Raw genomic sequence first — 21842 nt, forward strand, 5'->3', positions numbered from 1 at the left:
GGCGTCAGGCGCGCTCGATGCGGCACAGGGTGCACTTGGTTTCTTGCATCTGGGTCACCGAGTCGTAGCCGTAGGTCGTGGCGGTGTTGGCCGCTTCGCCCTGCACGTAGGGGGCCGATCCCTCCGGATAGCGGTCATGCAGATTCTCGCCCTGGAACTTGCCACCGAAATGGAAGGGCATGAACACGACCTCACGCGCCACGCGCGGAGTGACCAGCGCCTTGACCTTGACGCGCCCACCCTCGGCGCCTTCTACCCAGACATCCTCGCCCTCGGCGATGCCTAGGTCGTTCGCCAGTGCCGGGTTGATCTCGACAAACATCTCCTGCTGCAGCTCGGCCAGCCACGACATGGAGCGCGTCTCCTCGCCACCGCCTTCGTACTCCACCAGGCGACCCGAGGTCAGGATGATCGGATACCTGTCGGTGACATCCTTCTCCTGAATGCTGCGATAGAGAGTCGGCAGGCGGTAGTGGGAGTCGACGTCATCCCAGGTGGGATAGTCCTTCACCAGGTCACGGCGGCTGGTGTAGAGCGGCTCGCGGTGCTTGGGAATGGGGTCCGGGAAGGTCCAGACATTACAGCGCGCCTTGGCGTTGCCGAAGGGGGCGCACTCGTGGGCGATCGCCACGCGCTGAATGCCGCCGGAGAGGTCGGTCTTCCAGTTCTTGCCCTCGGCTTCGGCCTTCTCCTCGTCCGTCAGGTCGTCCCACCAGCCAAGATCCTTGAGCATCTGGGCGGTGAACTCCGGATAGCCATCCTCCAGCTCGGACCCCCGGCTGTATGAACCGTCGGAGAGGATGTTCTCACCATCACGCTCGATGCCGAAGCGGGCGCGGAAGGTCAGGCCGCCCTCGGAGACCTTCTTGCTGGTGTCATAGAGGATCGGTGTGCCGGGGTGACCCATCTTCGCCGTTCCCCAGCACGGCCATGGCAGGCCGTAGTAGTCGCCATCGGCGGGACCACCCTGGGCCTTGAGGTCACTGAAACTGAAGGTGTGCCAGTTCTTCTGGTGCTGCTTGAGGCGCTCGGGGCTCTGGCCGGTATAGCCCACCGTCCACATGCCGGCGTTGAACTCGCGAGTGATGTCCTCGATAAGCGGTTCGGTGCCATTCACCGTGATGTTCTTGAAGAGCTCCTCGGCGAAGCCCAGCTTGCGCGAGAGCAGGTACATAATCTCGTGGTCAGGCTTGGATTCGAACAGTGGATCGATGACCTTGTCGCGCCATTGCAGCGAGCGGTTGGTGGCGGTGACACTTCCTGTGGTCTCGAACTGAGTGGCCGCCGGCAGCAGGTAGACACCGTCCTGCCGTCCATGCATGACGCCCGCCACGGTGGGGTAGGGGTCGACGATGACCATCATCTCCAGCTGCTGCATGGCCTTCTGCATCTCGGGCCCGCGGGTCTGGGAGTTGACCGCATGCCCCCAGTAGAACATCGCCTTCAGCTGGGTGCGCTGGGAGATATTCTCGTCATCTTCCAGTACGCCATCGATCCAGCGCGATACCGTGATGCCGTTGGTGTGCATGGGCTTGCCATCGGCGTACTCGGTCTGGTCGAAGCGGCTCTTCAGCCACTCGTAGTCGAGATCCCAGACGCGGGCCCAGTGCTTCCAGGCCCCCTCGGAAAGGCCATAGTAGCCGGGCAGTGAGTGGGACATCAGCCCCAGGTCCGTGGCGCCCTGGACGTTGTCGTGGCCGCGGAAGATGTTGGCGCCACCGCCGGACTTTCCGACGTTGCCGAGTGCCAGCTCCAGAATGCAGTAGGCGCGGGTGTTGTTGTTGCCGGTGGTGTGCTGGGTTCCCCCCATGCACCAGACGATACAGCCGGGACGGTTTTCGGCGAGTCGGCGAGCGGTGTCATGCATCTGCGCCTCGGGCACGCCGGTGATGCGCTCTACCTCCTCGGGAGAGAAGTTGGCGACTTCGGCGCGTACCTCGTCCATGGCATAGACGCGCTGCTCGATATATTCGCGGTCCTCCCAGCCGTTGGCGAAGATGTGCCACAGCAGGCCCCAGATAAAGGCGACGTCGGAGCCAGGGCGAATGCGCACGAACTTGTTGGCCTTGGCGGCAGTCCGCGTGAAGCGCGGGTCGACGACGATGATCTCGCAGTTGCTCTTTTCCTTGGCCAGCAGGATGTGCTGCATGGCGACCGGATGCGCTTCGCTGGGGTTGGAACCGATAAACATGATCGACTTGCTGTTCTGAATATCGTTGAGCGAGTTGGTCATCGCTCCATAGCCCCAGGTGTTGGCTACCCCGGCCACCGTGGTGGAGTGACAGATGCGCGCCTGGTGATCGGTATTGTTGGTACCGGCCAGGGCGGCGAACTTGCGCATCAGGTAGGCCTGTTCGTTACTGAACTTGGCCGAACCCAGCCAGTAGATGCTGTCGGGACCATGCTGGTCGGTGAGTTCCAGTACCTTGCTGCCGATCTCCTCGATGGCATCATCCCAGCTCAGGCGCTGCCATTCGCCGCCCACCAGCTTCATGGGGTACTTGAGGCGGCGGGTGGAGTGACCGTGCTGGCGGAGCGAGGCCCCCTTGGCACAGTGAGCACCACGGTTGATGGGGTGGTCGAATGCCGGCTCCTGCTTGGTCCAGACGCCCTCCTGGACCTCGGCATAGACACCACAGCCCACGGAGCAGTGGGAGCAGACGGTACGCCGGGTTTCCACCGGGGCGTTGGAGACCGCGGTCTTCTCGGCGGCCTCGGCACGCCGCATCATCGGGGTCCCCATGAAGCCGGCGGCCGCGAGGCCACCGGTGGTCGCACCGCTTCGCTTGAGGAACTGGCGACGGGAAATGCCCAGGCCCTGAGGCTGCTGGGACGGTGCCTTACGAGTCAGACGCATGACATTTCTCTCCTTGCTGGCAGCCGTCAATCACGCAGGGTGGCGTAGAAGGCGCGGATATGGGGCGTTTCGCGATAGTGGGTATCGGCCTTTTCAGGAGCGGCCTTCTGCTCGTCTTCAGCCTGAACCAGGGTCACATGGCCCACTGCAGCAGCAGTCCCCGCCGCGGCGGTACCCACACCGAGTGCCTTCAGGAAGCGCCTACGTTCGGGGTTGCTTGTCGCACGCATGGTCTTCTCCTCTCTCATGCTCAATTCTTCTTCTCGCCATATTCTTAATGGCCAACAGCCAACATCGATCAGGTGCTCGGGGGTCGGTCAGGGTTCGATGATTCTGACCGGGGAGCGCTCTGCCTCTGCCGCCAGCTGGCTGTGCTCCTCGACGATGAAGGCCTTGCCCAGCTCTCCCGTTCGAGCATAGAAGAGCGTATCGACCCTAGCCAGGTCGTCGAGGCAACGCTCCGCCCACGGAGCGAGGTGTGACATGAAGAACCCCCCGGCTTCCGGTGACTGCTCCTCGACCAGCATGGCCATCACCTCGAGCATGGCGGCCAGATGATCCTCGGGGTCATGACTGGTGTCACGCCGCGTGAAGCCCAGTCGTCGCAGGTCCTCGCGCAGTGCGACCAGCGCCTGTTCCATCAGCTCGCCGTGGCGATACCACGAGGCATAGGGAGTGATCTCTCCCTGGATCACGCCCACCAGATGGCGGAAGTGAGCGCGCTCCAGCTCTTCCGGACTGGCGGCAGCCGCCGCCTGTGCCAGGGCCATCAGGGCCGAGACGACGGGGTCCTGGTGCGCCTCGATGCCGTCATCCGACTGGTGTTCGGCCAGCCAGGCAAGCAGAGGCGCGTCGGCGGGTTCGCGTATCAGGCGAGCCAGGAGCCGATAGAGATCGGCGCGCAGCGCGTCCTGCTCCATCGCCACCTCATCCTCCCTGGCCGGCACTGACGATTCCATTTCCCGAGTCATGGCGTCATACCTTGAGTTGTGATTCCGGGTCGCGGGCCATGGACTGCCACACATCCTTGACGCGACAGTCCTCGCACATCTCGAGACGCGCGGCGGCATCACCGGCAAAGTAGGGGTGGTCGGCCAGTTTCGCCTTGATAGTGGCGATGGTGGCGGCGGTCGCGAAGGGCTTGTCACAGCGAATGCAGCAGAAGGGCGCTTCCTCGTGACGCACCTGGCGCTCGGTGCGACTGGCATCGGCCAGGAAGCCCGGCAGCAGGCGAATGGCATCCTCGGGACAGGCCTCGACGCACAGGCCACACTGCACGCAGTCGGCCTCGCGATAGCTGAGCAATGGCGTCTGATCGCCGGTGGCCAGGGCCGGGGTGGGGCAGTTGCTGACGCAGGAAAAGCAGAGCGTGCAGGCGTCGCGATTCACCTCTAGGCCGCCATAAGCCGACCCCGCCGGCATGGAGTGGCGTCGACCGCTGGTCTCGCCCAGGGCCGTCAGGCGTGCCAGCACTGCCTCGAAGCGCTCGCGCTTGCCATCCCCCGAGAGCACAAGAGGCTCCTCGCCGAGAGGCAGTCGCTCCGGCAGGGCATCGCGGGCGGCACTGTCACCGCGCTGAATGCGACGAATCCGCCCCGGGTCATGGCCCAGGGCCTCCAGCATCACCCGGGCCTGGGCGACCTGGTCGTCGACAAAGGCGCTCAGCGTGGCCGGCAGATCGGCATGTATCTGGACCCGTACCTCGGCGGCACCGGCGGCCAGGGCGGTGAGCCACTGGTCGTGCCCGGCATTGCCCAACTCCTCCAGCGGTACATCGAGCAGGTGGCCCGCCGGGGCATCGGCCTCACCCTCCAGGTCTGCGGCCTCGACGAAGCGCATCACCGGTGCCTTGCCGCCGGCCTGGCGATAGGCGTCCAGCCAGCTGATGAGGGCCTCCTGCTGGCGAGCGGGTTCGGGCAGACGGAACTGTATGGCGCCGGTTGGGCAGGCGCTGGAGCAGCTGCCGACGCCCTGGCAGAGGTAGGGGTCGATCTCGATGCGCGACTCGATGCGCCCCTTGTGGCTGGAGATGGCATCAGCGGGGCAGACCTCGAGGCAACGCGTACACCCCACATTGCCGGAGGCGGAGTGGGCGCAGAGGTCGGCGTTGATCTGGAAGTAGCGTGGCTTGTCGAACTCCCCGACCAGCTCGGCAAACTCGCTCAGTGCAACGTCAGATGCTGGATCCTGGAGGGAGAGGTGCCGGTAGCCGGGAGGGAGGAGCTCGAGCTCCAGCACGGGGGAGCGCCCCAGGTCGAGGATCAGGTCGGCGTGTCGACGGCCGAGCAACGCCAGTGCGAGATCAAGAGGGGCGTCCGGGCCATGCAGGCCGATGCTGAACCGCCCGAGATAGCCCTCGATACGCAGCTGGCTTCGCTGGGTGGGCGTAAGCGTCCGGCAGGGCAGCTGGCGGGTGCTCGCAAGCAGCGTCTCGAGCTGCGCCTCGTCGAGCCCGGCATCATCGGCACTCGGCTCAGTGATCAGCAGTGCGATGGCGGCAAGGCCACTACGCTGCAGGCGTGTCGCGGCCTGACGCACGCTGATCTCGTCGCCGAGGAGCAGGGCATGCCCGGCACTTTCATAGGTGACGCTGGCCGGCGTCAGGTTGACCGGCCAGGAAACACGCTGTCTCGCCATCTCGCGGGCGCTGCGGTTGGCCGCATCGTCCACGGTGATGGCGTCAATGGCCACGGTTTTGGCATCAATGGATGGTGTCATGCAGCCTCACGGTCGTAGTGTCGCGTTTATTTTTATTTTAGGAAATATAAAAATATCACATTTAGATAAGCTTATTATCGCCGTCTGTCGTCTCTTCGTCTAATGGACTCTGCGCCGACTCCTCATGGCGCGACAAGTCCTCGGCGTCGTCGTCTCGCTGAGCAGTGTATGGCGGCTCGACAGGCCGTGACGCTTGGGTATCGCAATCGACATCATCGGCCGCGTGTTGCGCCTCCTGCGGGGTCTCCTCGAGGGCCTCTTCATTGGGGCGAGTCCAGCGCCGCAGCTGCTCGGCCATGTCCCGAGCGAGCGGCTTGAGCACTTCATTATAGTTCTCGTCGTAGTCGTCGAGGCCGTCGCGCACCCCGTAGTTGCCGGCCGACCAGAGACGGCGCAGCGCCCGTCGGCGCAGCTGACGGCTGATCCCCTGCTGCAGGTAGGCTGAGAAGTCGGCCTCGGCCGGGAGGGTGTCGGGGTCCGGCAGTGTGTGATCGAGGCTGCCCGGCGTAGGCGGCTCGGCTTCTCGCGTTATCCCCTCCTGGTGGTCACTCGGCTGGTTGTCACCGGGGGGCGCGTGAGTGGCGTGAGTGTCTGGCTCGTCGAGGGGCGCACCATCGGGGAGTGGCGTTGCCATCTCCGACTCTTCACCCAGCTTGCGGCGCGACCAGCGCTCGAAACGGCTCATGGCGTGATCTCCCGGGCGCGTCCCGCGCCCTTGTGTTTCTTCTTGCGTCCCTCTGGCGGCGCCTCGCCGTGGCGGGCCAGGTAGGCTTCGATCCAGGCCTGAATCGCCAGGGGCATCGCCACCTCCAGCACTTCCTGCTCACCATCCATCCAGCTGCCGGCGACGTCCTGGCTGGCGGTGATCGCCGACGGGACGGGAGGCTCGCCGGCGTCGCCGCTGCGCACGAAGAGTCGCGGCGTCTCGGAGGTGAGATTGAAGCGGTAGGCGGCACGCTCGGTCATGGTGAGCTGCAGCGTCAGCGTCCAGGGTCCGTCGTCCCCGAGGGTCAGCTCACGGATAGAGTAGCGCCGTGAGACGAAGCCCTTGATACGGGTTGTCTGCTCATCCAGCGTGAGACTTACGGTGCGGCGATTGGAGAAGGCTGTCATGGGGAAAGAATTCTCGAACGTGGGTGGCTATCTACATTGAAGACTTTCCGTATCGGGAATGCCATCATGGCGTGTCTACAGTTTGCCGGGAGCTCGTAACGGATGCCACCGATCAGTCTTAGCCGCGCCCGCCTGCCCGCCACCCTGGAGATCGAGGTACTCGATGAGTATGGCGATCACCGTCGCCAGGCGATTGCCGCCGAGCGTCCTCTGACCCTCTATCTCAACAAGCGAGAGATCGTCACCCTGATGACCCTGGGGGCAGACCCCGAGGCGCTGGTGGCGGGCTATCTGCGCAATCAGGGATTGATAGAGCGTCGCGAGGACCTGGTGGCGGTGCATGTCGACTGGGAGGTGGAGGCCGCGGCGGTGGTCACGCGCCACCTTCCCGAGGATCTCGACGAGCGGCTCGGGCATCGCACCGTGACCACCGGATGTGGCCAGGGTACGGTCTTCGGTCGGCTGCTGGATGCCGTGCCCCAGCAGCCTCTTTCCGTCGAGCCGGTTCGCCAGTCGGTCCTCTATGCACTACTCGAGAACCTGGGGGCCTATAACGAGACCTACCGCAGCGCCGGAGCGGTGCATGGCTGTGCACTCTGCCGGCAGTCCGAGGTGCTCGACTTCGTGGAGGACGTGGGACGCCACAATGCGGTGGATACCCTGGCGGGGCGTCAATGGCTGGGAGAGGGGGCTATCGAAGCGTCGGATATCTTCTATACCACCGGTCGCCTGACCTCGGAGATGGTGATCAAGGTGGCCCAGATGGGCATCGGGGTGCTGGTATCGCGCTCGGGGGTGACCCAGAAGGGCGTGGAGCTGGCGGAGCGGTTCGGCGTCATGCTGATCGCCCGCGCCAAGGGGCGCCATTTCCAGGCGATCCATGCTCATCGACGCCTCGAGCTTGATGCCGTCCCCGCCAGGCGCCCGGGGGACAAGCGACGCGAGAAGGCCTGATCAGGCGGCCTCACCGCGGGTACAGACCGATAGCACCACGGCATCCTGTTCGCTGGTAGAGACCAGCGCATGGCCCATGGCGCTGTCGAAATAGATGCTGTCGCCGCTCTCCAGGCGTAACGGTTCGTAGAACTCCGAGTAGAGCAGGATCTCGCCCTCCAGCACCATCAGAAACTCCTCGCCGTCATGGCGCACCCACTCGCTGAAGTCCTCGAAGGCGCGTGCCCGCACGATGGTCTTGAAGGGAATCATGCGCTTCTGTGCCAGCTCGCAGCTCAGCAGCTCATGTTCATAGGTGGGTGTCGGGTGCAGGTCGCCCTGGCCACGGCGAGTCAGGTCGCGGCGCCCCATAGTGCGAGTCTGCTGGCGTGGCGGGGAGAGAAGCTGGGGCAGGTCGATGTCCAGCCCGCCGATCAGCTTCTGAACCGCGGTGAAGGTCGGCGAGATCTGGTCATTCTCGATCTTCGACAGGGTGGAGCGGGCGAGCCCCGTGCGCTGGCTGACATCCTCCAGCGTCCACTGGTTAGAGAGACGTATCTCGCGGAGACGCTCGCCGAGGCGCAGCGGTTCCACGAAGGGCTTGCGCCCGGAGGCGATGCGCAGGGCGGCATCCTGGTCGGTGGTATCTGGCATGCTCTTTTGTTCACTATAGGAAACAGATTTTCCTCAGCTTACCACAGCGCCACCGGGTGTCGGCTATCTGCGGTTGCCTTCAACCGCAAGCGTGCTCGGGTCATCGTCATCACCCTCACCGAAAGGCAGCCCGAGGAGTGCCTTGACGTGGGCGTCGACGCTGCGTCCCAGTGATGCCAGGTGATAGCCCCCTTCGAGTACCGATACCAGGCGTCCATCGGCATAGAGCTCGGCAATTTCCAATGCCATCCGTGTGACCCAGTGGAAGTCTTCATCCTCCAGGCAGAGCTCGGCCATATCATCCTCGCGATGGGCGTCGAAGCCTGAGGAGAGCAGCACCAGATCGGGCTTGAAACGATGCAGGGCGGGTAGCCAGTCATCCTCGATGGCCTGGCGAAAGCCAGCACTGGCGGTGCCGGCGGAGAGTGGCGTGTTGACCACGTTCTGCCACTCGCTACGCAGGTACCGCCAGGGGTAGAAGGGGAACTGGAAGCTGGTGCAGACCAGTACTTCGGGGTCATCCTTGAAGATGTCGATGGTGCCATTGCACTGGTGGACATCGAAGTCGAGGATGGCGATGCGACGCGCACCGTATTTCTCGCGGGCATAGGCGGCGCCCACCGCGATGTTGTTATAGAAACAGAACCCCATGGCGTCGGTGGCTTCGGCATGGTGGCCGGGCGGGCGCACCGCACAGAAGACGTTGTCGGACTGGCGACGAAACACCTGGTCGACACCGCGGAGCACCGCACCGGCGGCGACGCGCGCCGCCTTGAGGCTGTCGGGGTTCATCATGGTGTCACTGTCCAGGGTGACGATGCCCGTCTCCGGCACGCACTTGTCCAGGGCGCGAAGGTGGCGCACGGGATGAACCAGGGCGAGCTCCTCCTCGGTCGCCAGGCGCGCCTCGGTCTGCATGGTCTGCTGCAGGGTTCCCGTCAGGGAGAGGCGAGCGCGAATCGCCTCGAGTCTCAGGGGACTTTCCGGGTGCTCAGGCCCCATATGGTGAAGCTGGCAGTCGGGATGCGTGATATATCCGGTAATCATGTGGCTCTCCATGCAGACCCGGCTCACTTTACTTGTCTCGAGCCCTTGCCAGACAGTGTCAATAGGTCGTACACAGTAGGCAGTTACCTCAAGCGCCATGCGCCAACTGCCGGGAGATCTCAGTGAGTACCCGTTTCCTTCACCACTTCTTCGAACCCGGTACCATCGCCGTGATCGGTGCCTCGGAAAAGCCGGGATCCCTGGGGGGGATCGTCATCCGCAACCTTCTCGAGGGGGAGTATCCCGGCGCCATCTGGGCGGTGAACCCCAAGGGCTACAGCAGCGTACACGGTCAACCGGGCTTCTCCCGGGTGTCTCAGCTTCCCGAGGTGCCCGACCTGGCGGTGATCTGTTCCCCGATCGAGACGGTGCCGGGGCGTATCGCCAGGCTGGGAAGCTTCGGCTGTCGTGCCGCCCTGGTGCTTTCCGGCGGCTCACACCTCGACGAGGAGCGCGACGGCAAGGCCTCGATTCGCAGCCGAATGCTGGATGCCGCCCGTGCCTCGGGCATCCGCGTGCTGGGCCCCGAGTGCATGGGTCTGATCGTTCCCGGCCGCCGACTCAACGCCTCCTATGCCAGCCAGACCATCAAGCGGGGCAAGGTCGCCTACCTGGGCCAGTCGGGCATGCTGGGCACGGCGATGATCGACTGGGCGGCGGGGCGTGGGGTGGGCTTTTCTCACCTGATCACCCTGGGGGACAGCGTCGATGTGATGCTTCCCGACCTGCTCGACTACATCAACCAGTACTCGCCCAGCCAGGCCATCCTGCTGCATCTCGAGAAGGTGATGGATGCCCAACACTTCATGACGGCGTTGCGCGATGCGTCGCGCAATCGCCTGGTGCTGGCCATCAAGAGCGGGCGGACCCGCCAGTCCGACCTGACGGAGCTGCCGCCGACCCCGGGAATCGCCAATCGCGACCAGATCTTCGATGCCGCCTTCTCGCGTGCCGGCGTGGTTAGGGTCCATGACTCCGACGAGCTGTTCGACGCCCTGATGACCCTGTCGCGGATGAAGCCCCTGCGCGGGGATCGCCTGGCGATCGTCTCTAACGGTCTGGGGCCGGCGATGCTGGCCATCGACAAGTTGATCACCGCCGGTGGCAAGCTGGCGGACTTCACCGAGGAGACGCGTCGAACCCTGCGCAGTGGTGGCCTGGATATCAGCAAGCCCGGCGAGAATCCCGTCGATCTGGGGGGCAACGCCACCCCTGAGATGATGGTGGATGCCCTGGAGGTGGTGGCGGGAGATCCCAACGTCGATGCGGTGCTGGTGGTACATGCACCCACTCGGCTAGCGCCTTCCAGGGTCACCGCCCAGGCGCTGGTGGCCAATCGCAAACGCTTTCGGCGTAACCTGCTGACCAGCTTCATGGGGCTGGAGGAGGCCTTTTCCGCACGGCACGAGTGTAACCTGGCGGGCATTCCTACCTACGTCTCCCCCGAACAGGCGATCAAGGCCTTCATGCACATGGTGGACTATCAGCGTGTGCAGTCACTGCTGCAGGAGACGCCTCCCAGCCTGCCATTTTCCACGAATCGCGAGATTCGGATGCGGTGCCGCAAGCTGATCGAGTCGGTCAAGGCCGAAGGGCGAGAGACCCTGACGCACTCCGAGGCCGCTCAGGTGCTCGAGGCCTACGGCATTCCTGTGGCGGCCAGCCGCTATGTGAGGACGGCAGAAGAGGGCGCCCTGGCAGCACAAGCCCTGGGTGGCAGCATGGCGTTGAAGGTGGTCCATGAGGGCAACTGTCGGCCATTTCGGTACCGCAAGCACCCACACCGCCTCTCGGCGGGGCTGCTTCAGGACCTGAAGACGCCGCAGCAGGTGGCGGAGGGCATCGAGCTGCTGCGAGAGAAGGTCGCCGAGAACTATCCCGCCTTCGAGGTTCGCGAGTACTGCCTGCAGCCGATGCAGCGGGGCAAGCACTCCATGCAGGTGTGTGCGGGAATTACCCGCGACCCGGTATTCGGCCCCGTGGTGGTATTCGGGATCGGAGGTTACAAGGTCAATATCCTGGCCGATCGTCAGGTCGCTCTGCCGCCGCTCAATATGCGGCTGGCCGAGGATCTGGTGGAGCACACCCATGTCGCACGTCTGATCCACGAACACTCGAGCGACCCCGAGCGTGATATCGACCGACTGTGCCAGCTACTGGTCAAGTTGTCGCAGATGGCCACCGACCTTCTCGAGCTGCGGGGGCTGGAGATCAATCCGCTGCTGCTCAATCGAGATGGCGTGGTCGCGGTAGACTTCGCCATGGACCTGGGACGCCCGGCTCGCTTCGCGATCATGCCCTATCCCGAGGAGCTTCGAGAGTGGACCACGCTGAATAATGGCTGGGAGGTCGAGGTCCGTCCCATCCGGGCAGAGGATGCCCCGCTGATTACCAGTTTCCATGACAAGCTCTCGGAAGAGAGCATTCGATTCCGATACTTCCATAACAAGGCCGATCTGACCCAGCGTGACCTGTCGATGCTCTCGCATATCAACTACGACCGGCAGATGGCCTTTATCGCCGAGCACCTGCTGGAAGATGGTCGCAAGGAGATGCTGGGCGTGGTCCGGGTCTGGAACGACCCCGACAACATTCGTACCGAGTTTTCCGTCATCATCCGCGATGACCTACAGGGCCTGGGGATCGGCAGCCTGCTGATGAACAAGATGATCAACTATTGCAAGAGTGTCGGAACCCTGGAGATGATCGGCAAGATCATGGTCGATAATCATCCCATGCGGGCGCTGATGAAGCACCTGGGCTTCAAGCAGCGCTACAACATGGAGGAGCAGGTGGTGGATGCCGTACTGCGCCTCAACGAGCCCGAGAGTGAGTGGCAACGCCACCGCCTGGAGAGCCTGTCAGACTGAGGGGCAGTCGGACTGGTGACGGATAGTGACGCCCCGTCCAGTAGGACGGGGCAGCCAGGACGTGCCAGGTTCGAGCAGCACCTATACATGAAATATGAATGGGGCTTCCCGGGGCGGGTCTAGGGTGTCATCTAGGGTGCCAGACGGAAATGATGCCAGGCGCCGTCACGATGTTCGTAGCGGATGCGGTCATGCAGGCGGCTGGGCTGACCCTGCCAGAATTCGATCATTTCGGGAATGACGCGATAGCCACCCCAGTGGACCGGACGGTTGATCTCCTGGCCCTCATAGGCCTGCTCGAATCGGCTCTTGCGCTCCTCGATCCAGCTACGGTCGGGAATCACCACGCTCTGGGTCGCGATCCAGGCCCCCAGCTGGCTGGCCCGCGGGCGGCTGGCAAAGTACTCGTTGGACTCCTGCTCGCTGACCTGCTCGACGTTTCCCTCGATGCGCACCTGGCGAGACAGCGACGGCCACCAGAATGTCAGGGCGGCCCGGGGCACGTTGGTCAGCTCGCTGCCCTTGTGACTGTGGTAGTTGGTGTAGAAGACGAAGCCGTTAGCGTCGACTCCCTTGAGCAGCACCACGCGTGCATGGGGACGCCCCTGGCTGTCCACCGTGGCCAGCGTCATGGCATTTCCATCGAGGCCCTCACTCTCCAGCGCCAGGGTCAACCACTCCTCGAACAGCGGCATGGGGTCATCGGTCGCCTGCGACTCGTCGAGCTGTCCACCCTCGTAGTCACGGCGGATATCGGAAATGTTGCGTGTCATGGTGATTGTTTCTCCTGGAAGCTGATGTGCATGGTCGCCGCTTCGCTGGCGCAGCTCAACCGTTGTTTTTGATCGTAGTCAGGATTCCTGGCACTTGGCAGGGGGAATAGAGTGGCGCCCTTATACCATCCAGCCAAGCTGTACCATCGCCATATAGGCCCCGGTACCACCGATGATCGATAGTAACGCGTTGCGCCGCCATAGATGCAGCAGGGCGACGATCAGCGAGGCTATGATCATTGGCCAGCCGTTGGCACCGGCATTGAGGTGACCGTCGAGGAGCGGACGGAAGTCACGCAAGGCATAGATCACCAGAATCATCATCACCGTGGGTGGCAGGTAGCGCCCGAGGTGCAGGATAAGGGGGTGGTCAGCATGTCGCGCGAGGGCCACGAAGGGGGTGACCCGGGTGGCGAAGGTCGCCAGCGCACAGACGGCGATAAATATCAGCAGGGCCGGGGTGGTCATGGGCGGGTCTCCTGATGGCGGCCGAGTGAGTAGTGGAACAGCAGGATGAGGCTGGCCGCGCCGATGGCGCTCAACAGCAGATGGCGGTCAGGTACCAGCCATATCCCGGCAAGCCCGGTCAGCAGGGCGATGGCAAAGGGTAGCCAGCGACGCAGCCGGCGCGCCTGCTCGAGGGTGAGCACGATAAACAGTGCCGTCAGGGCAAACTCGATCCCCTGGCTATTGAAGGTCAGCGTGGTACCCGCCAACACCCCGGCGATGGAGCCGAGCACCCACCAGGCCTGGTTGAGCAGGCAGATGCGGAAGGCCAGGGCATGATCATGGCCATGTGCGGCGGCGGGCAGGGTGGTGATCAGCGAATAGGTCTCGTCGGTCAGGGCAAAGATCATGTAGGGCTTGCGCCAGCCGGCACCCTGATAACGCTTGAGCAGTGATAGCCCATAGAAGAGGTGGCGGGAGTTGAGCATCAGCGTGGCCACCGCCAGCTCCATCAGTCCGGCGCCGGCGGCAAGCAGTGCCACGGCGAGAAACTGGCCAGCGCCGGCATAGATGATCAGTGACATCAGTACCGCCGCCCACCAGGGCACGCCGACTTCCACGGCCAGGATGCCATAGGCGGCACCCAGCGGCAGATAGCCGAACATGACCGGCAGTGTGAGCTTCCCGGCTTCCTTCCAGGCGTGAGGTGGCGACACGGTGATAAACTCCCTTGCTGCTGATGGATGGCGGTGAATGACGACAGTCATATTAAGGTAGATCCACCGGCTTGACAGCTTTTTGCAAGAAATTCGACTAATGTTGGCAAGGAGGCGAGATGACACGACTAAAGGTCTGGGATATTCCTGTACGGCTCTTCCATTGGTCTCTGGTGGTCCTGGTGGGGCTATCCTTCTACACCATGAAGACGGAAGGGGCCCCCTTCGTCTTTCCCATCGAGATTCATGCCCGGGCGGGCTATCTGCTGGTGGGGCTTCTGCTGTTTCGTTGGCTCTGGGGCCTGTGGGGCAGCCCCCATGCGCGCTTTACGAGCTTTTTATACCCACCGGGCCGCATGCTCGATTACGGCCGGCGTCTGCTGCGTGGCAAACCTCCTCACTATGCCGGCCACAACCCGCTGGGGGGCGCCATGGTGCTGCTCATGCTGATATCGCTGACGTTTCAGGCGGCAAGTGGTCTGTTTCTGACCGACGATATCTTCTTCGATGCACCACTCCACGGCTGGGCAAGCAGCGGGATCGTCAAGTCCCTCGCCTCGCTTCACTCCCTGAATGCCGACCTGCTGGTGGTGTTGATCGCCGCGCATCTGATGGCGCTGCTGCTCCATCGTTTCAAGGGGGAGCGGCTGGTGAGTGCCATGATCACCGGTCGCAAGGCATTCGATGGCCGTCCGGAGGATGAGCCGGCGGAGGGATTGAAGCCGAGATTCAGGAACGACAGGATCGCGATTCTCCCCCTGGCGCTGGTGGTGCTCGCGCTCTCTTCCTTGCCCGTTATCTGGCTCTGGAGCGCCTGATCGGCGGTATCCTGTAAAAAGCCACGGGGCGGCCTGAGGGCCGCCCCGTGGGTCCGATACTTTTTACGAGCTACACTTCGCTATCTCCGCGGCAGGTGGTCTCACTCGGCACGGTAATCGTCGTGGCATCCCTTGCAGCTCTTGCCGACGGCACCGACCTGGGCGCGTAGAGCGCTGAACGCCTCACCATCCTCCACCATCTGGGCCAGGGTGGCAGCTTCCCGCTCGAAGGTCTCCTGACGCTCCTCGAAGCCTGCCCAGTCGTCGCCGATCTTGGCCAGAGCGCCGGTCTCGATACCGTGGCCGTCACCCCTCAGGGTGCCTTCCATAAAGCCTTCCCAGGGCAGGTGGGCAACGGCGGCCAGGTTGTTCGCACGCGTGGCAAATGCCTCCTCGTCATACTCCATATCGCCCTTGGCCATGGCACCCATGGGGCCCATCTGCCAGCCCATCACGCTGAGGGCGGATTGGCGATAGTGGATGGCGTCTTCGGGCTCGGCGGCCTGAGCGACGATTGGCAGCGCCAGGGCAGCCGAGAGGCCAAGGGCGAGCAGCGGGCGAAACATTACGGTCATCACGAGCTCCTTTCGTTTTTTTCGATTCGTGTTTCTGATGCGGGTGGGATTATCGGCCGATTGGCTCGATATACACCACCCCGGCAAGGCTAGCATGGAAGAGGCTCAGTTGCCGTGGTCTGTGGCGCGTGACTGGCGACTGCGAAAGCGCGCATAGCCGGTGCATCCGGCGAACAGCGCCAGGGAGACGAGCGCCTCCAGTGAGCCGCGTAGCCCCTGGCCTGGCAGCGTGGCGACCATGACCCCCTGGGCAAAGTAGAGCAGGCTGACGAAGGCCAGCCAGGCATGACCGCGGGGGCGCCTGCCGATCAGGGATGGCAGGAAGAGCACCAGGGGGAGCACGAAGGCAACGATAGGCACCAGCGGGCCGCTGTCGCCATCGACCTGCAGGCCGCGGTAGACCATCAGTGCCACCAGCAGGGCGTAGCTGCCCAGCACCAGTCGGCGCATCCTTGCAGTCAACAGATCGAGGCCCTTGGCATTTTCCAGGCGTTCCAGTGCGCTCCTCATGAGCGCTTCTCCCGCAACGGGGCCAATGCCAGGGCGAGACGCGCCAGCCGGCGCCCCTGGGCCTGGGCCAGGTTGCGCTCATGTTCATCGAGGGGCTGGTCGCTGCGTTTTCCGGCAAGGTGGCTGGCCCCATACGGGGTACCGCCGCGGGTCGTTTCCATCAGTTCGGTCTCGCTATAGGGCAGCCCGGCATAGACCATGCCGTGGTGAAGCAGGGGCACCAGCATCGTCAACAGGGTCGCTTCCTGGCCCCCGTGCAGGCTCGAGGTGGAAGTGAAGGCGGTCGCCGGCTTGTCGATCAGAGCGCCGCCTAGCCACAGCTCGCTGGTGCCATCCAGGAAGTACTTGAGGGGGGCCGCCATATTGCCGAAGCGTGTGGGGCTGCCGATGGCCAGGCCGGCACAGTGGCGCAGGTCGTCCAGAGAGACATAGACTGCCCCTTCGGCGGGAATTTCGGGATCCACCGCCTCACAGGTAGGGGATATCGGTGGCACGGTGCGCAGCCGCGCCTCGATGCCGCGCAGGGACTCCACGCCGGCGGCCAGGCGCTCGGCCATGGCGCGGGTGGCACCATGGCGGGAGTAGTAGAGGATCAGCACATAGGGCAGGGAAGCGCTCATCAGGGCTCCTGAGACTCGGGGAAAGGGGGAGGCATCAATCGAGCAGGGCGAGAATGTCCTCGGGTGGGCGCCCGATGATGGCACGCTCGCCATCGTCGGCAATCGGTCGCTCCATAAGCCGCGGGTGAGCGATGATCGCCTGAACCACCTGCTCCGGGTCACGGGCGTCGGCGGCCAGGCCCTGCCACTCGCTCTCCCTGGTGCGCACCAGGCGCTCGATACCGCCCTCCAGGCGATCGATCAGCGCGCGAAGCTCGGCTTCACTCAGCGGCTCGTCAAGATAGCGACGAATCGTCACCGGAGTACCCTTTTCTTCGAGCAGGGCGAGGGCCTGGCGTGATTTCGAGCAGCGGGGGTTATGCAATAGCGTCAGCATGCAAGGATTTCCTGGTCTTGGTGTGCAAGCGCCGCCATTGTAGGCTGCCCCGTGAGGCGATCTCAATCGAGCTGGATCGGCTAGCCTCATCGATCCTCACTCCTCGGGAGCTCGAGAGGGCATATGGCGCTCGATGGCACCGAGTGCCGTCATGATCACCAACGCCAGACCGGCGACCAGGGCCGCCAGGGTGAAGTTATGCACGCCGGCGGCGATGCCGATGGCTCCGGCAAGCCAGATCGATGCGCCAGTGGTAATGCCCTGCACGTCGGTACCGCTGCGGATGATGCTGCCGGCGCCAAGGAACCCGATGCCGCCGATGACTCCCTCGACGATGCGGGTGGGGTCGATACGTGCCGATGGGTCCCCCTCGGCGGTGGCAAACAGGATCTGGAGTCCCACTATCAGGAATGCCGCTGCCCCCAAGGCGACCAGCATATGAGAGCGCAATCCTGCCGGCTTGCCGCGTATTTCCCGCTCAAGCCCCAGCACCATGGCCAACCCCGCGGCCACCCCAAGACGGGTCAACATATCGAGCAGGGCGATTTCCTCGTTCATGTTGTCACTCCAGTGGGCGACCGACGAAGGGGGGGATCAATTCAAAAGAGCACTGATAGACCAATATAGCCTCGAATAATGCCCGCAGCCGTTGGGGCCTTCGGTTATGGTGTCTCCGGCAGGCGTCGATAGACCCAGGCCTCGCTGCCGTCGGCGAGTGTGTGGCGCACCCGCTCGTAGCGAATGCCCAGACGCTCGTAGCGGTCGAGCCGGGCAAGCGCCTCGGCATCGACGGTCAATACCTCTCCAGGCACGCGCTCGCCGGGGGCCGGCTCCAGGTCGAGTCCGGTCCGTCGCCAGCCTTCGAGGTAGGCTGGGCGGGTCTCGACCTCATCACCGATCACGATCCAGCGCACCACGGGCACGCGCAGGGTGCCATAGACATACACCGCGTGAGGTCCCTCGGCGATGGGCTCGAGGTGCTCGGGGCGTTCATAGAAAAAGGGGCTGAGCAGGGTCAGCCATAACCAGCCTCCCACCATGAATGGGAGGCCGAGGAGGGTCGTGGTCAGCAGGAGGCGAGGGCGCATGGGCAGATACGATACCCATGGTGACAGCAGAAAGACAACGGGGGTCAGGCAAAGGCGGCCAGGGAGAGTTCGTCGCGGTCTGACTCAGGAGCCTGACTGCGCAGCCGAAACAGCGGTTCGGGCTGATCCACCCCGGGCTGATAGGCGCGGCTGAAGACATGCAGGTTGCGCAGGGCATCGTCCAGCCACTGGTCTTCACGCAGCGAGAAGCCATCGAATCCGCAACGGCGCATATAGAAGAGCTGGTCGACCAGCACATCCCCGATGGCGCGTATCTCGCCACGATAGTCATGGCGTTCGCGAAGCAGGCGAGCCAGGCTGTAGCCGCGCCCATCGGTGAACCTGGGGAAGTCGATGGCCACCAGGGGGGCCTCGGCGAGGCGAGCGGCCAGGGCCTGGTCGAGCTCGGTATCGGCTGCCAGCCAGGGGGCATGCAGATCGCAACGCCCCTCCTCGAGCCATTGGGCCAGGGGCACAATGCAGGGCGTGTCGGTCGTGGCCTGGTCCTCGCGGATCAGCTGCCAACCATCGGTGGCCGGCTGGTCTCGGAAGAGATAGGGGCGCCGGGCGGCAGACAGAGGGGCGGTGTGGGGGGCATGATCAGGCATAGACACGCTCCTTGAAGGGTTTGATTCCGATACGACGGTAGGTATCGAGAAAGGTCTCGTCATCGTTGCGCTCACCGACATAGACCTTGAGCAGGGTATCGATGACGTCGGGTACCGCGTCGCGGCCGAAGGAGGGGCCGAGAATCTTGCCCAGCGATGCCGCATTGCCCTGGGTGCCGCCCAGCGAGATCTGGTACCACTCCTCGCCCTTCTTGTCGACGCCGAGGATGCCGATATGACCGACATGGTGATGGCCGCAGGCGTTCATGCACCCGGAGATATTGAGGTCGAGCGGCCCCAGATCATAGAGGAAGTCCAGGTCCTCGAAGCGCTCCTGGATGGCCTGGGCCACCGGGATCGACTTGGCGTTGGCCAGGGCGCAGTAGTCTCCTCCGGGGCAGCAGATCAAGTCCGCCAGGGTGCCCACCGTGGGGTTGGCCATGCCGAGGGTTTCCAGCTCGCGCCATAGCGCTTCCAGACGATCCATGGGAACGTCGGTAAGCACCAGATTCTGTTCATGGGTGACGCGTATCTCGCCGAAGCTGTATTCGTCGGCGAGATCTGCCACCTGGTGCATCTGCTTCCAGGTGACGTCACCAGGGGAGTGCTCGCGCCGTTTCAGGGAGAGGGTTACCGCCTTGTAACCGGGCACCTTATGGGCGTGGACGTTATTGGTCATGAAGCGGCCGAAGGCGCGCTCCCTGCTGCGTAACGCCTCGATCTCGGCAATGGCCTTCGCCGAGACGGGGCGGCGCTTGGGGTCCTCGAAATGGGAGGCCATCCGCTCGATGCTCTCCCGGGTCAGGGTCTGGGGGCCATCCTTCAGGTGTGCCCACTCCTCGTCGACACGCCGCCGAAACTCCTCGACGCCCAGCGCCTTGACCAGGATCTTGATACGCGCCTTGAACTTGTTGTCACGGCGGCCGAACAGGTTATAGACCCGGACCAGTGCCTCGAGATAGGTCAGCAGATGTTGCCAGGGGAGGTCGTCACGGACCACCTCGCCGATCATCGGCGTGCGGCCCAGGCCACCGCCGGCCAACACCCTGACCCGCACCTCGCCCTGGGCATCTCGCCACAGCCGCAGGCCGACATCGTGAACCTGAATCGCGGCGCGGTCCTCACTGGCACCGGTCACGGCGATCTTGAACTTGCGCGGCAGATAGGCGAATTCCGGGTGGAAGGTGGACCACTGACGAATCAGCTCGCACCAGGGGCGCGGATCGACCTCCTCATCCTCGGCCACCCCCGCGAACTGATCGGTGGTGGTGTTGCGGATATCATTGCCGCTGGTCTGAATGGCATGCATCTGCACGCTGGCAAGCTCCGCCAGCATGTCCGGCACGCTCTCCAGTCTTGGCCAGTTGAGCTGCAGATTGGTACGGGTGGTAAAGTGACCATAGCCGCGGTCGTAGTCACGCGCCAGGTCGCCCAGCTTGCGCAGCTGGTAGGAAGCGAGCATCCCGTAGGGGATGGCGATGCGCAGCATCGGGGCATAGCGCTGAATATACAGGCCGTTCTGCACACGCAGCGGCAGGAACTCCTCTTCGCTCAGGCGTCCGGCCAGGTAACGCTCCATCTGGTCGCGAAACTGGGCCACGCGTTCGTTAACGAGAGTCTGGTCGTGGGAATCGTAGCGGTACATTCAGCCATCCTGCAGCGATGAAAGTGGCAGTGCATGGACTGTACGATACGCGCGACTTCTTATTGTTTAAAAGAATAAATAGGCATAGTTTTTATACTTAAAGTAATTAGGCTCGGCCTCGAAACTTCCTGCGTCCCCCTTCATACCACGAGCCGCTGCCAGCGTCGGCGTTGCCAGATCCCCGCAAACCACAGGGAGTTGAGGAAACGATAGGCGAGCTGTACCCACCAGATGCCGACCAGCCCCTGCTCGAACCAGACGCCCACCAGCCAGGCCAGCGGCAGGAAGAGCAGCCACTGCAGCGACAGGGTCGTGGTCATCACCGTGCGATTGGCACCGGCCCCGAGCAGCGCCTGGGCAAGAACCAGTGCCGCGGCATCGAGCACGATCATCAGCGCCGTCAGCCGCAGCGGCAGGCGCGCCAGATCCACCAGGGTCGGGTCGTGCAGGAACAGGCCCAGGACGGCGTCGGGAAACAGCACCATGGGCAACGCGATAAGGGCCAGGCAGAGCCAGGCGAGGTACACCACCTCCCATCCCCAGCGGTGGGCGTCGGCCAGTTCATCGCGTCCCAGCGCCTGGCCCACCAGGCTCATGGCCGCCATGCCCAACCCGACACCGGGCAGGATCATCAGCAGCGACAGATTGACCAGCACATGCCCCACCGCCACGCTGGCGGTGTTGACCTGGCCCAGTATCCAGAACAGTACCGCGTAGCCGGCCGCAAACCACAGCTGCTGAAATGAGTGAGGCCCGGCCAGGCGCAGGGTGGTAAGCAGGGTGAGGCGCTGCGGTAGTGCCGCCAGCAGGCCACCGGGCCTGGCATGACGCAGGCTGGCAAAGGCCCAGATGGCCGCTCCGACGAACAGCGACAGGGTAGTGCCGACCCCGGCGCCGGCGGCGCCCATGGCCGGTAGCCCCAGGTACCCGAAGATCAGCCCCAGGCTCGCGACCACATTGATGGCGTGCATCACCAGAATGATGCGCAGGTAGAGGCCGGTCCGCTGGATGCCGTTCCAGTAGCCCCGGAAGCAGAAGATCATGGCCACGGCGGCAAGCGACAGGACCCGCCAGCGGAAATAGGCTACCGCCTCGGCATTGACCGCGGGGTCCTGATTGATCAAGACCATCAGCCTCGGCGCCTGCCACAGGCAGAGCAGGGTGATCGGCAGCGATAACACGGCGGCGATAATCAGACCGGCATTTAGGGGCATGGCGAGTCGTGTCCAGGCCTGCTCGCCATGGCGTCGTGCGGTCTGGGCCTGCACCCCCGAGGAGAGTCCGAACACCAGGGCGGTGACCATGAACATCACGTAGCCGCCGATCCCCACGCCTGCCAGCGGCACTTCGCCCAGTGAGCCGACCATGGCGGCATCGATCAGATTGATCAGGCTCTGGGTGAGCATGCCGGCGATGATCGGCAGGGAGAGACGCAGGATGGTGCGACGACGTGTGGCGTGAAGCAGCATGGTGA

General features: G+C 63.9%; 23 protein-coding genes. 3 read left to right on the top strand and 20 right to left on the bottom strand.

All coding sequences use genetic code 11. The annotated features are described in order from the left end of the window. Nucleotides 1–4: 4 nt before the first annotated feature. The 6 genes from IOC61_RS03560 to IOC61_RS03585 all read right to left on the bottom strand — a co-directional run bounded on the left by IOC61_RS03560 (nt 5) and on the right by IOC61_RS03585 (nt 6688). On the bottom strand, nt 5–2857 hold the full coding sequence (locus tag IOC61_RS03560; RefSeq protein ID WP_195687500.1) for a molybdopterin-dependent oxidoreductase: 2853 nt from the start codon (nt 2855–2857) through the stop codon (nt 5–7). A gap of 26 nt (nt 2858–2883) precedes the next feature. Continuing rightward, complete coding sequence (locus IOC61_RS03565; RefSeq protein ID WP_195687501.1) at nt 2884–3087, bottom strand: twin-arginine translocation signal domain-containing protein; 204 nt, start codon at nt 3085–3087, stop codon at nt 2884–2886. Between the two features lie 87 nt (nt 3088–3174). Then, nucleotides 3175–3828, bottom strand: a complete 654-nt coding sequence (locus tag IOC61_RS03570; RefSeq protein ID WP_229332899.1) for a TorD/DmsD family molecular chaperone — start codon at nt 3826–3828, stop codon at nt 3175–3177. Between the two features lie 4 nt (nt 3829–3832). Further along, nucleotides 3833–5575: a 4Fe-4S dicluster domain-containing protein gene (locus IOC61_RS03575; protein WP_195687502.1), complete on the bottom strand. Its 1743-nt coding sequence runs from the start codon at nt 5573–5575 to the stop codon at nt 3833–3835. Between the two features lie 61 nt (nt 5576–5636). Beyond that, nucleotides 5637–6260 (bottom strand): DUF3306 domain-containing protein, encoded by a 624-nt coding sequence (locus IOC61_RS03580; RefSeq protein ID WP_195687503.1) that lies wholly within the window; start codon nt 6258–6260, stop codon nt 5637–5639. Continuing rightward, nucleotides 6257–6688, bottom strand: a complete 432-nt coding sequence (locus tag IOC61_RS03585) for a DUF3305 domain-containing protein (RefSeq protein ID WP_195687504.1) — start codon at nt 6686–6688, stop codon at nt 6257–6259. Before IOC61_RS03585 ends, IOC61_RS03580 begins: the two co-directional genes overlap by 4 nt. A gap of 102 nt (nt 6689–6790) precedes the next feature. On the opposite strand from IOC61_RS03585, the gene IOC61_RS03590 reads away from it, so the two are divergent. After that, nucleotides 6791–7642, top strand: a complete 852-nt coding sequence (locus IOC61_RS03590; protein WP_195687505.1) for a formate dehydrogenase accessory sulfurtransferase FdhD — start codon at nt 6791–6793, stop codon at nt 7640–7642. On the opposite strand, the gene IOC61_RS03595 is transcribed toward IOC61_RS03590, so the two are convergent. Both IOC61_RS03595 and IOC61_RS03600 read right to left on the bottom strand, forming a co-directional pair. After that, nucleotides 7643–8275: a helix-turn-helix domain-containing protein gene (locus tag IOC61_RS03595; RefSeq protein ID WP_195687506.1), complete on the bottom strand. Its 633-nt coding sequence runs from the start codon at nt 8273–8275 to the stop codon at nt 7643–7645. Nucleotides 8276–8338: 63 nt separating this feature from the next. Then, entirely contained in the window at nt 8339–9322 is a 984-nt protein-coding gene (locus tag IOC61_RS03600; RefSeq protein WP_195687507.1) for a histone deacetylase family protein, read from the bottom strand. A 122-nt stretch (nt 9323–9444) separates the two neighbouring features. On the opposite strand from IOC61_RS03600, the gene IOC61_RS03605 reads away from it, so the two are divergent. Further along, complete coding sequence (locus tag IOC61_RS03605; RefSeq protein ID WP_195687508.1) at nt 9445–12192, top strand: GNAT family N-acetyltransferase; 2748 nt, start codon at nt 9445–9447, stop codon at nt 12190–12192. A 131-nt stretch (nt 12193–12323) separates the two neighbouring features. Here IOC61_RS03605 and pdxH read toward each other — a convergent pair whose 3' ends face one another. The 3 genes from pdxH to IOC61_RS03620 all read right to left on the bottom strand — a co-directional run bounded on the left by pdxH (nt 12324) and on the right by IOC61_RS03620 (nt 14179). Continuing rightward, nucleotides 12324–12965, bottom strand: a complete 642-nt coding sequence (pdxH, locus tag IOC61_RS03610) for a pyridoxamine 5'-phosphate oxidase (protein WP_195687509.1) — start codon at nt 12963–12965, stop codon at nt 12324–12326. 120 nt (nt 12966–13085) lie between these two features. Further along, a complete protein-coding gene (locus tag IOC61_RS03615) occupies nt 13086–13433 on the bottom strand; it encodes a branched-chain amino acid transporter permease (protein ID WP_195687510.1) in 348 nt (115 codons plus the stop codon). Beyond that, nucleotides 13430–14179: an AzlC family ABC transporter permease gene (locus IOC61_RS03620; RefSeq protein ID WP_195687511.1), complete on the bottom strand. Its 750-nt coding sequence runs from the start codon at nt 14177–14179 to the stop codon at nt 13430–13432. The genes IOC61_RS03615 and IOC61_RS03620 overlap by 4 nt, the downstream gene beginning before the upstream one ends. A gap of 68 nt (nt 14180–14247) precedes the next feature. Between IOC61_RS03620 and IOC61_RS03625 the strand changes: the two genes are divergently transcribed. Further along, on the top strand, nt 14248–14946 hold the full coding sequence (locus tag IOC61_RS03625; protein WP_195687512.1) for a cytochrome b/b6 domain-containing protein: 699 nt from the start codon (nt 14248–14250) through the stop codon (nt 14944–14946). Between the two features lie 101 nt (nt 14947–15047). On the opposite strand, the gene IOC61_RS03630 is transcribed toward IOC61_RS03625, so the two are convergent. From IOC61_RS03630 to IOC61_RS03670, 9 genes are all read right to left on the bottom strand, one after another. Further along, nucleotides 15048–15521 carry a c-type cytochrome gene (locus IOC61_RS03630; protein ID WP_195687513.1) on the bottom strand — a complete coding sequence of 158 codons (474 nt, stop codon included), beginning with the start codon at nt 15519–15521 and terminating at the stop codon, nt 15048–15050. Nucleotides 15522–15626: 105 nt separating this feature from the next. Next, nucleotides 15627–16031 (bottom strand): DUF2069 domain-containing protein, encoded by a 405-nt coding sequence (locus IOC61_RS03635; RefSeq protein WP_195687514.1) that lies wholly within the window; start codon nt 16029–16031, stop codon nt 15627–15629. Beyond that, nucleotides 16028–16651 carry an NAD(P)H:quinone oxidoreductase gene (gene wrbA / locus IOC61_RS03640; protein WP_195687515.1) on the bottom strand — a complete coding sequence of 208 codons (624 nt, stop codon included), beginning with the start codon at nt 16649–16651 and terminating at the stop codon, nt 16028–16030. Before wrbA ends, IOC61_RS03635 begins: the two co-directional genes overlap by 4 nt. Nucleotides 16652–16685: 34 nt before the next feature. After that, nucleotides 16686–17027: an arsenate reductase (glutaredoxin) gene (gene arsC, locus IOC61_RS03645; RefSeq protein WP_195687516.1), complete on the bottom strand. Its 342-nt coding sequence runs from the start codon at nt 17025–17027 to the stop codon at nt 16686–16688. A gap of 96 nt (nt 17028–17123) precedes the next feature. Further along, nucleotides 17124–17585, bottom strand: a complete 462-nt coding sequence (locus IOC61_RS03650; protein WP_195687517.1) for an MgtC/SapB family protein — start codon at nt 17583–17585, stop codon at nt 17124–17126. Nucleotides 17586–17689: 104 nt separating this feature from the next. Beyond that, entirely contained in the window at nt 17690–18115 is a 426-nt protein-coding gene (locus IOC61_RS03655) for a gamma-glutamylcyclotransferase family protein (protein ID WP_195687518.1), read from the bottom strand. Nucleotides 18116–18159: 44 nt separating this feature from the next. After that, the gene (locus tag IOC61_RS03660; protein ID WP_195687519.1) at nt 18160–18723 is read right to left on the bottom strand and encodes a DUF934 domain-containing protein; all 564 of its coding nucleotides are present in this window, start codon (nt 18721–18723) and stop codon (nt 18160–18162) included. After that, nucleotides 18716–20368, bottom strand: a complete 1653-nt coding sequence (locus IOC61_RS03665; protein WP_195687520.1) for a nitrite/sulfite reductase — start codon at nt 20366–20368, stop codon at nt 18716–18718. The genes IOC61_RS03660 and IOC61_RS03665 overlap by 8 nt, the downstream gene beginning before the upstream one ends. A gap of 140 nt (nt 20369–20508) precedes the next feature. Beyond that, entirely contained in the window at nt 20509–21837 is a 1329-nt protein-coding gene (locus IOC61_RS03670) for an MATE family efflux transporter (protein ID WP_195687521.1), read from the bottom strand. Between the last annotated feature and the right edge of the window lie 5 nt (nt 21838–21842).

The sequence above is a fragment of the Halomonas sp. KAO genome, from assembly GCF_015595025.1.
Classification (GTDB): domain Bacteria; phylum Pseudomonadota; class Gammaproteobacteria; order Pseudomonadales; family Halomonadaceae; genus Halomonas.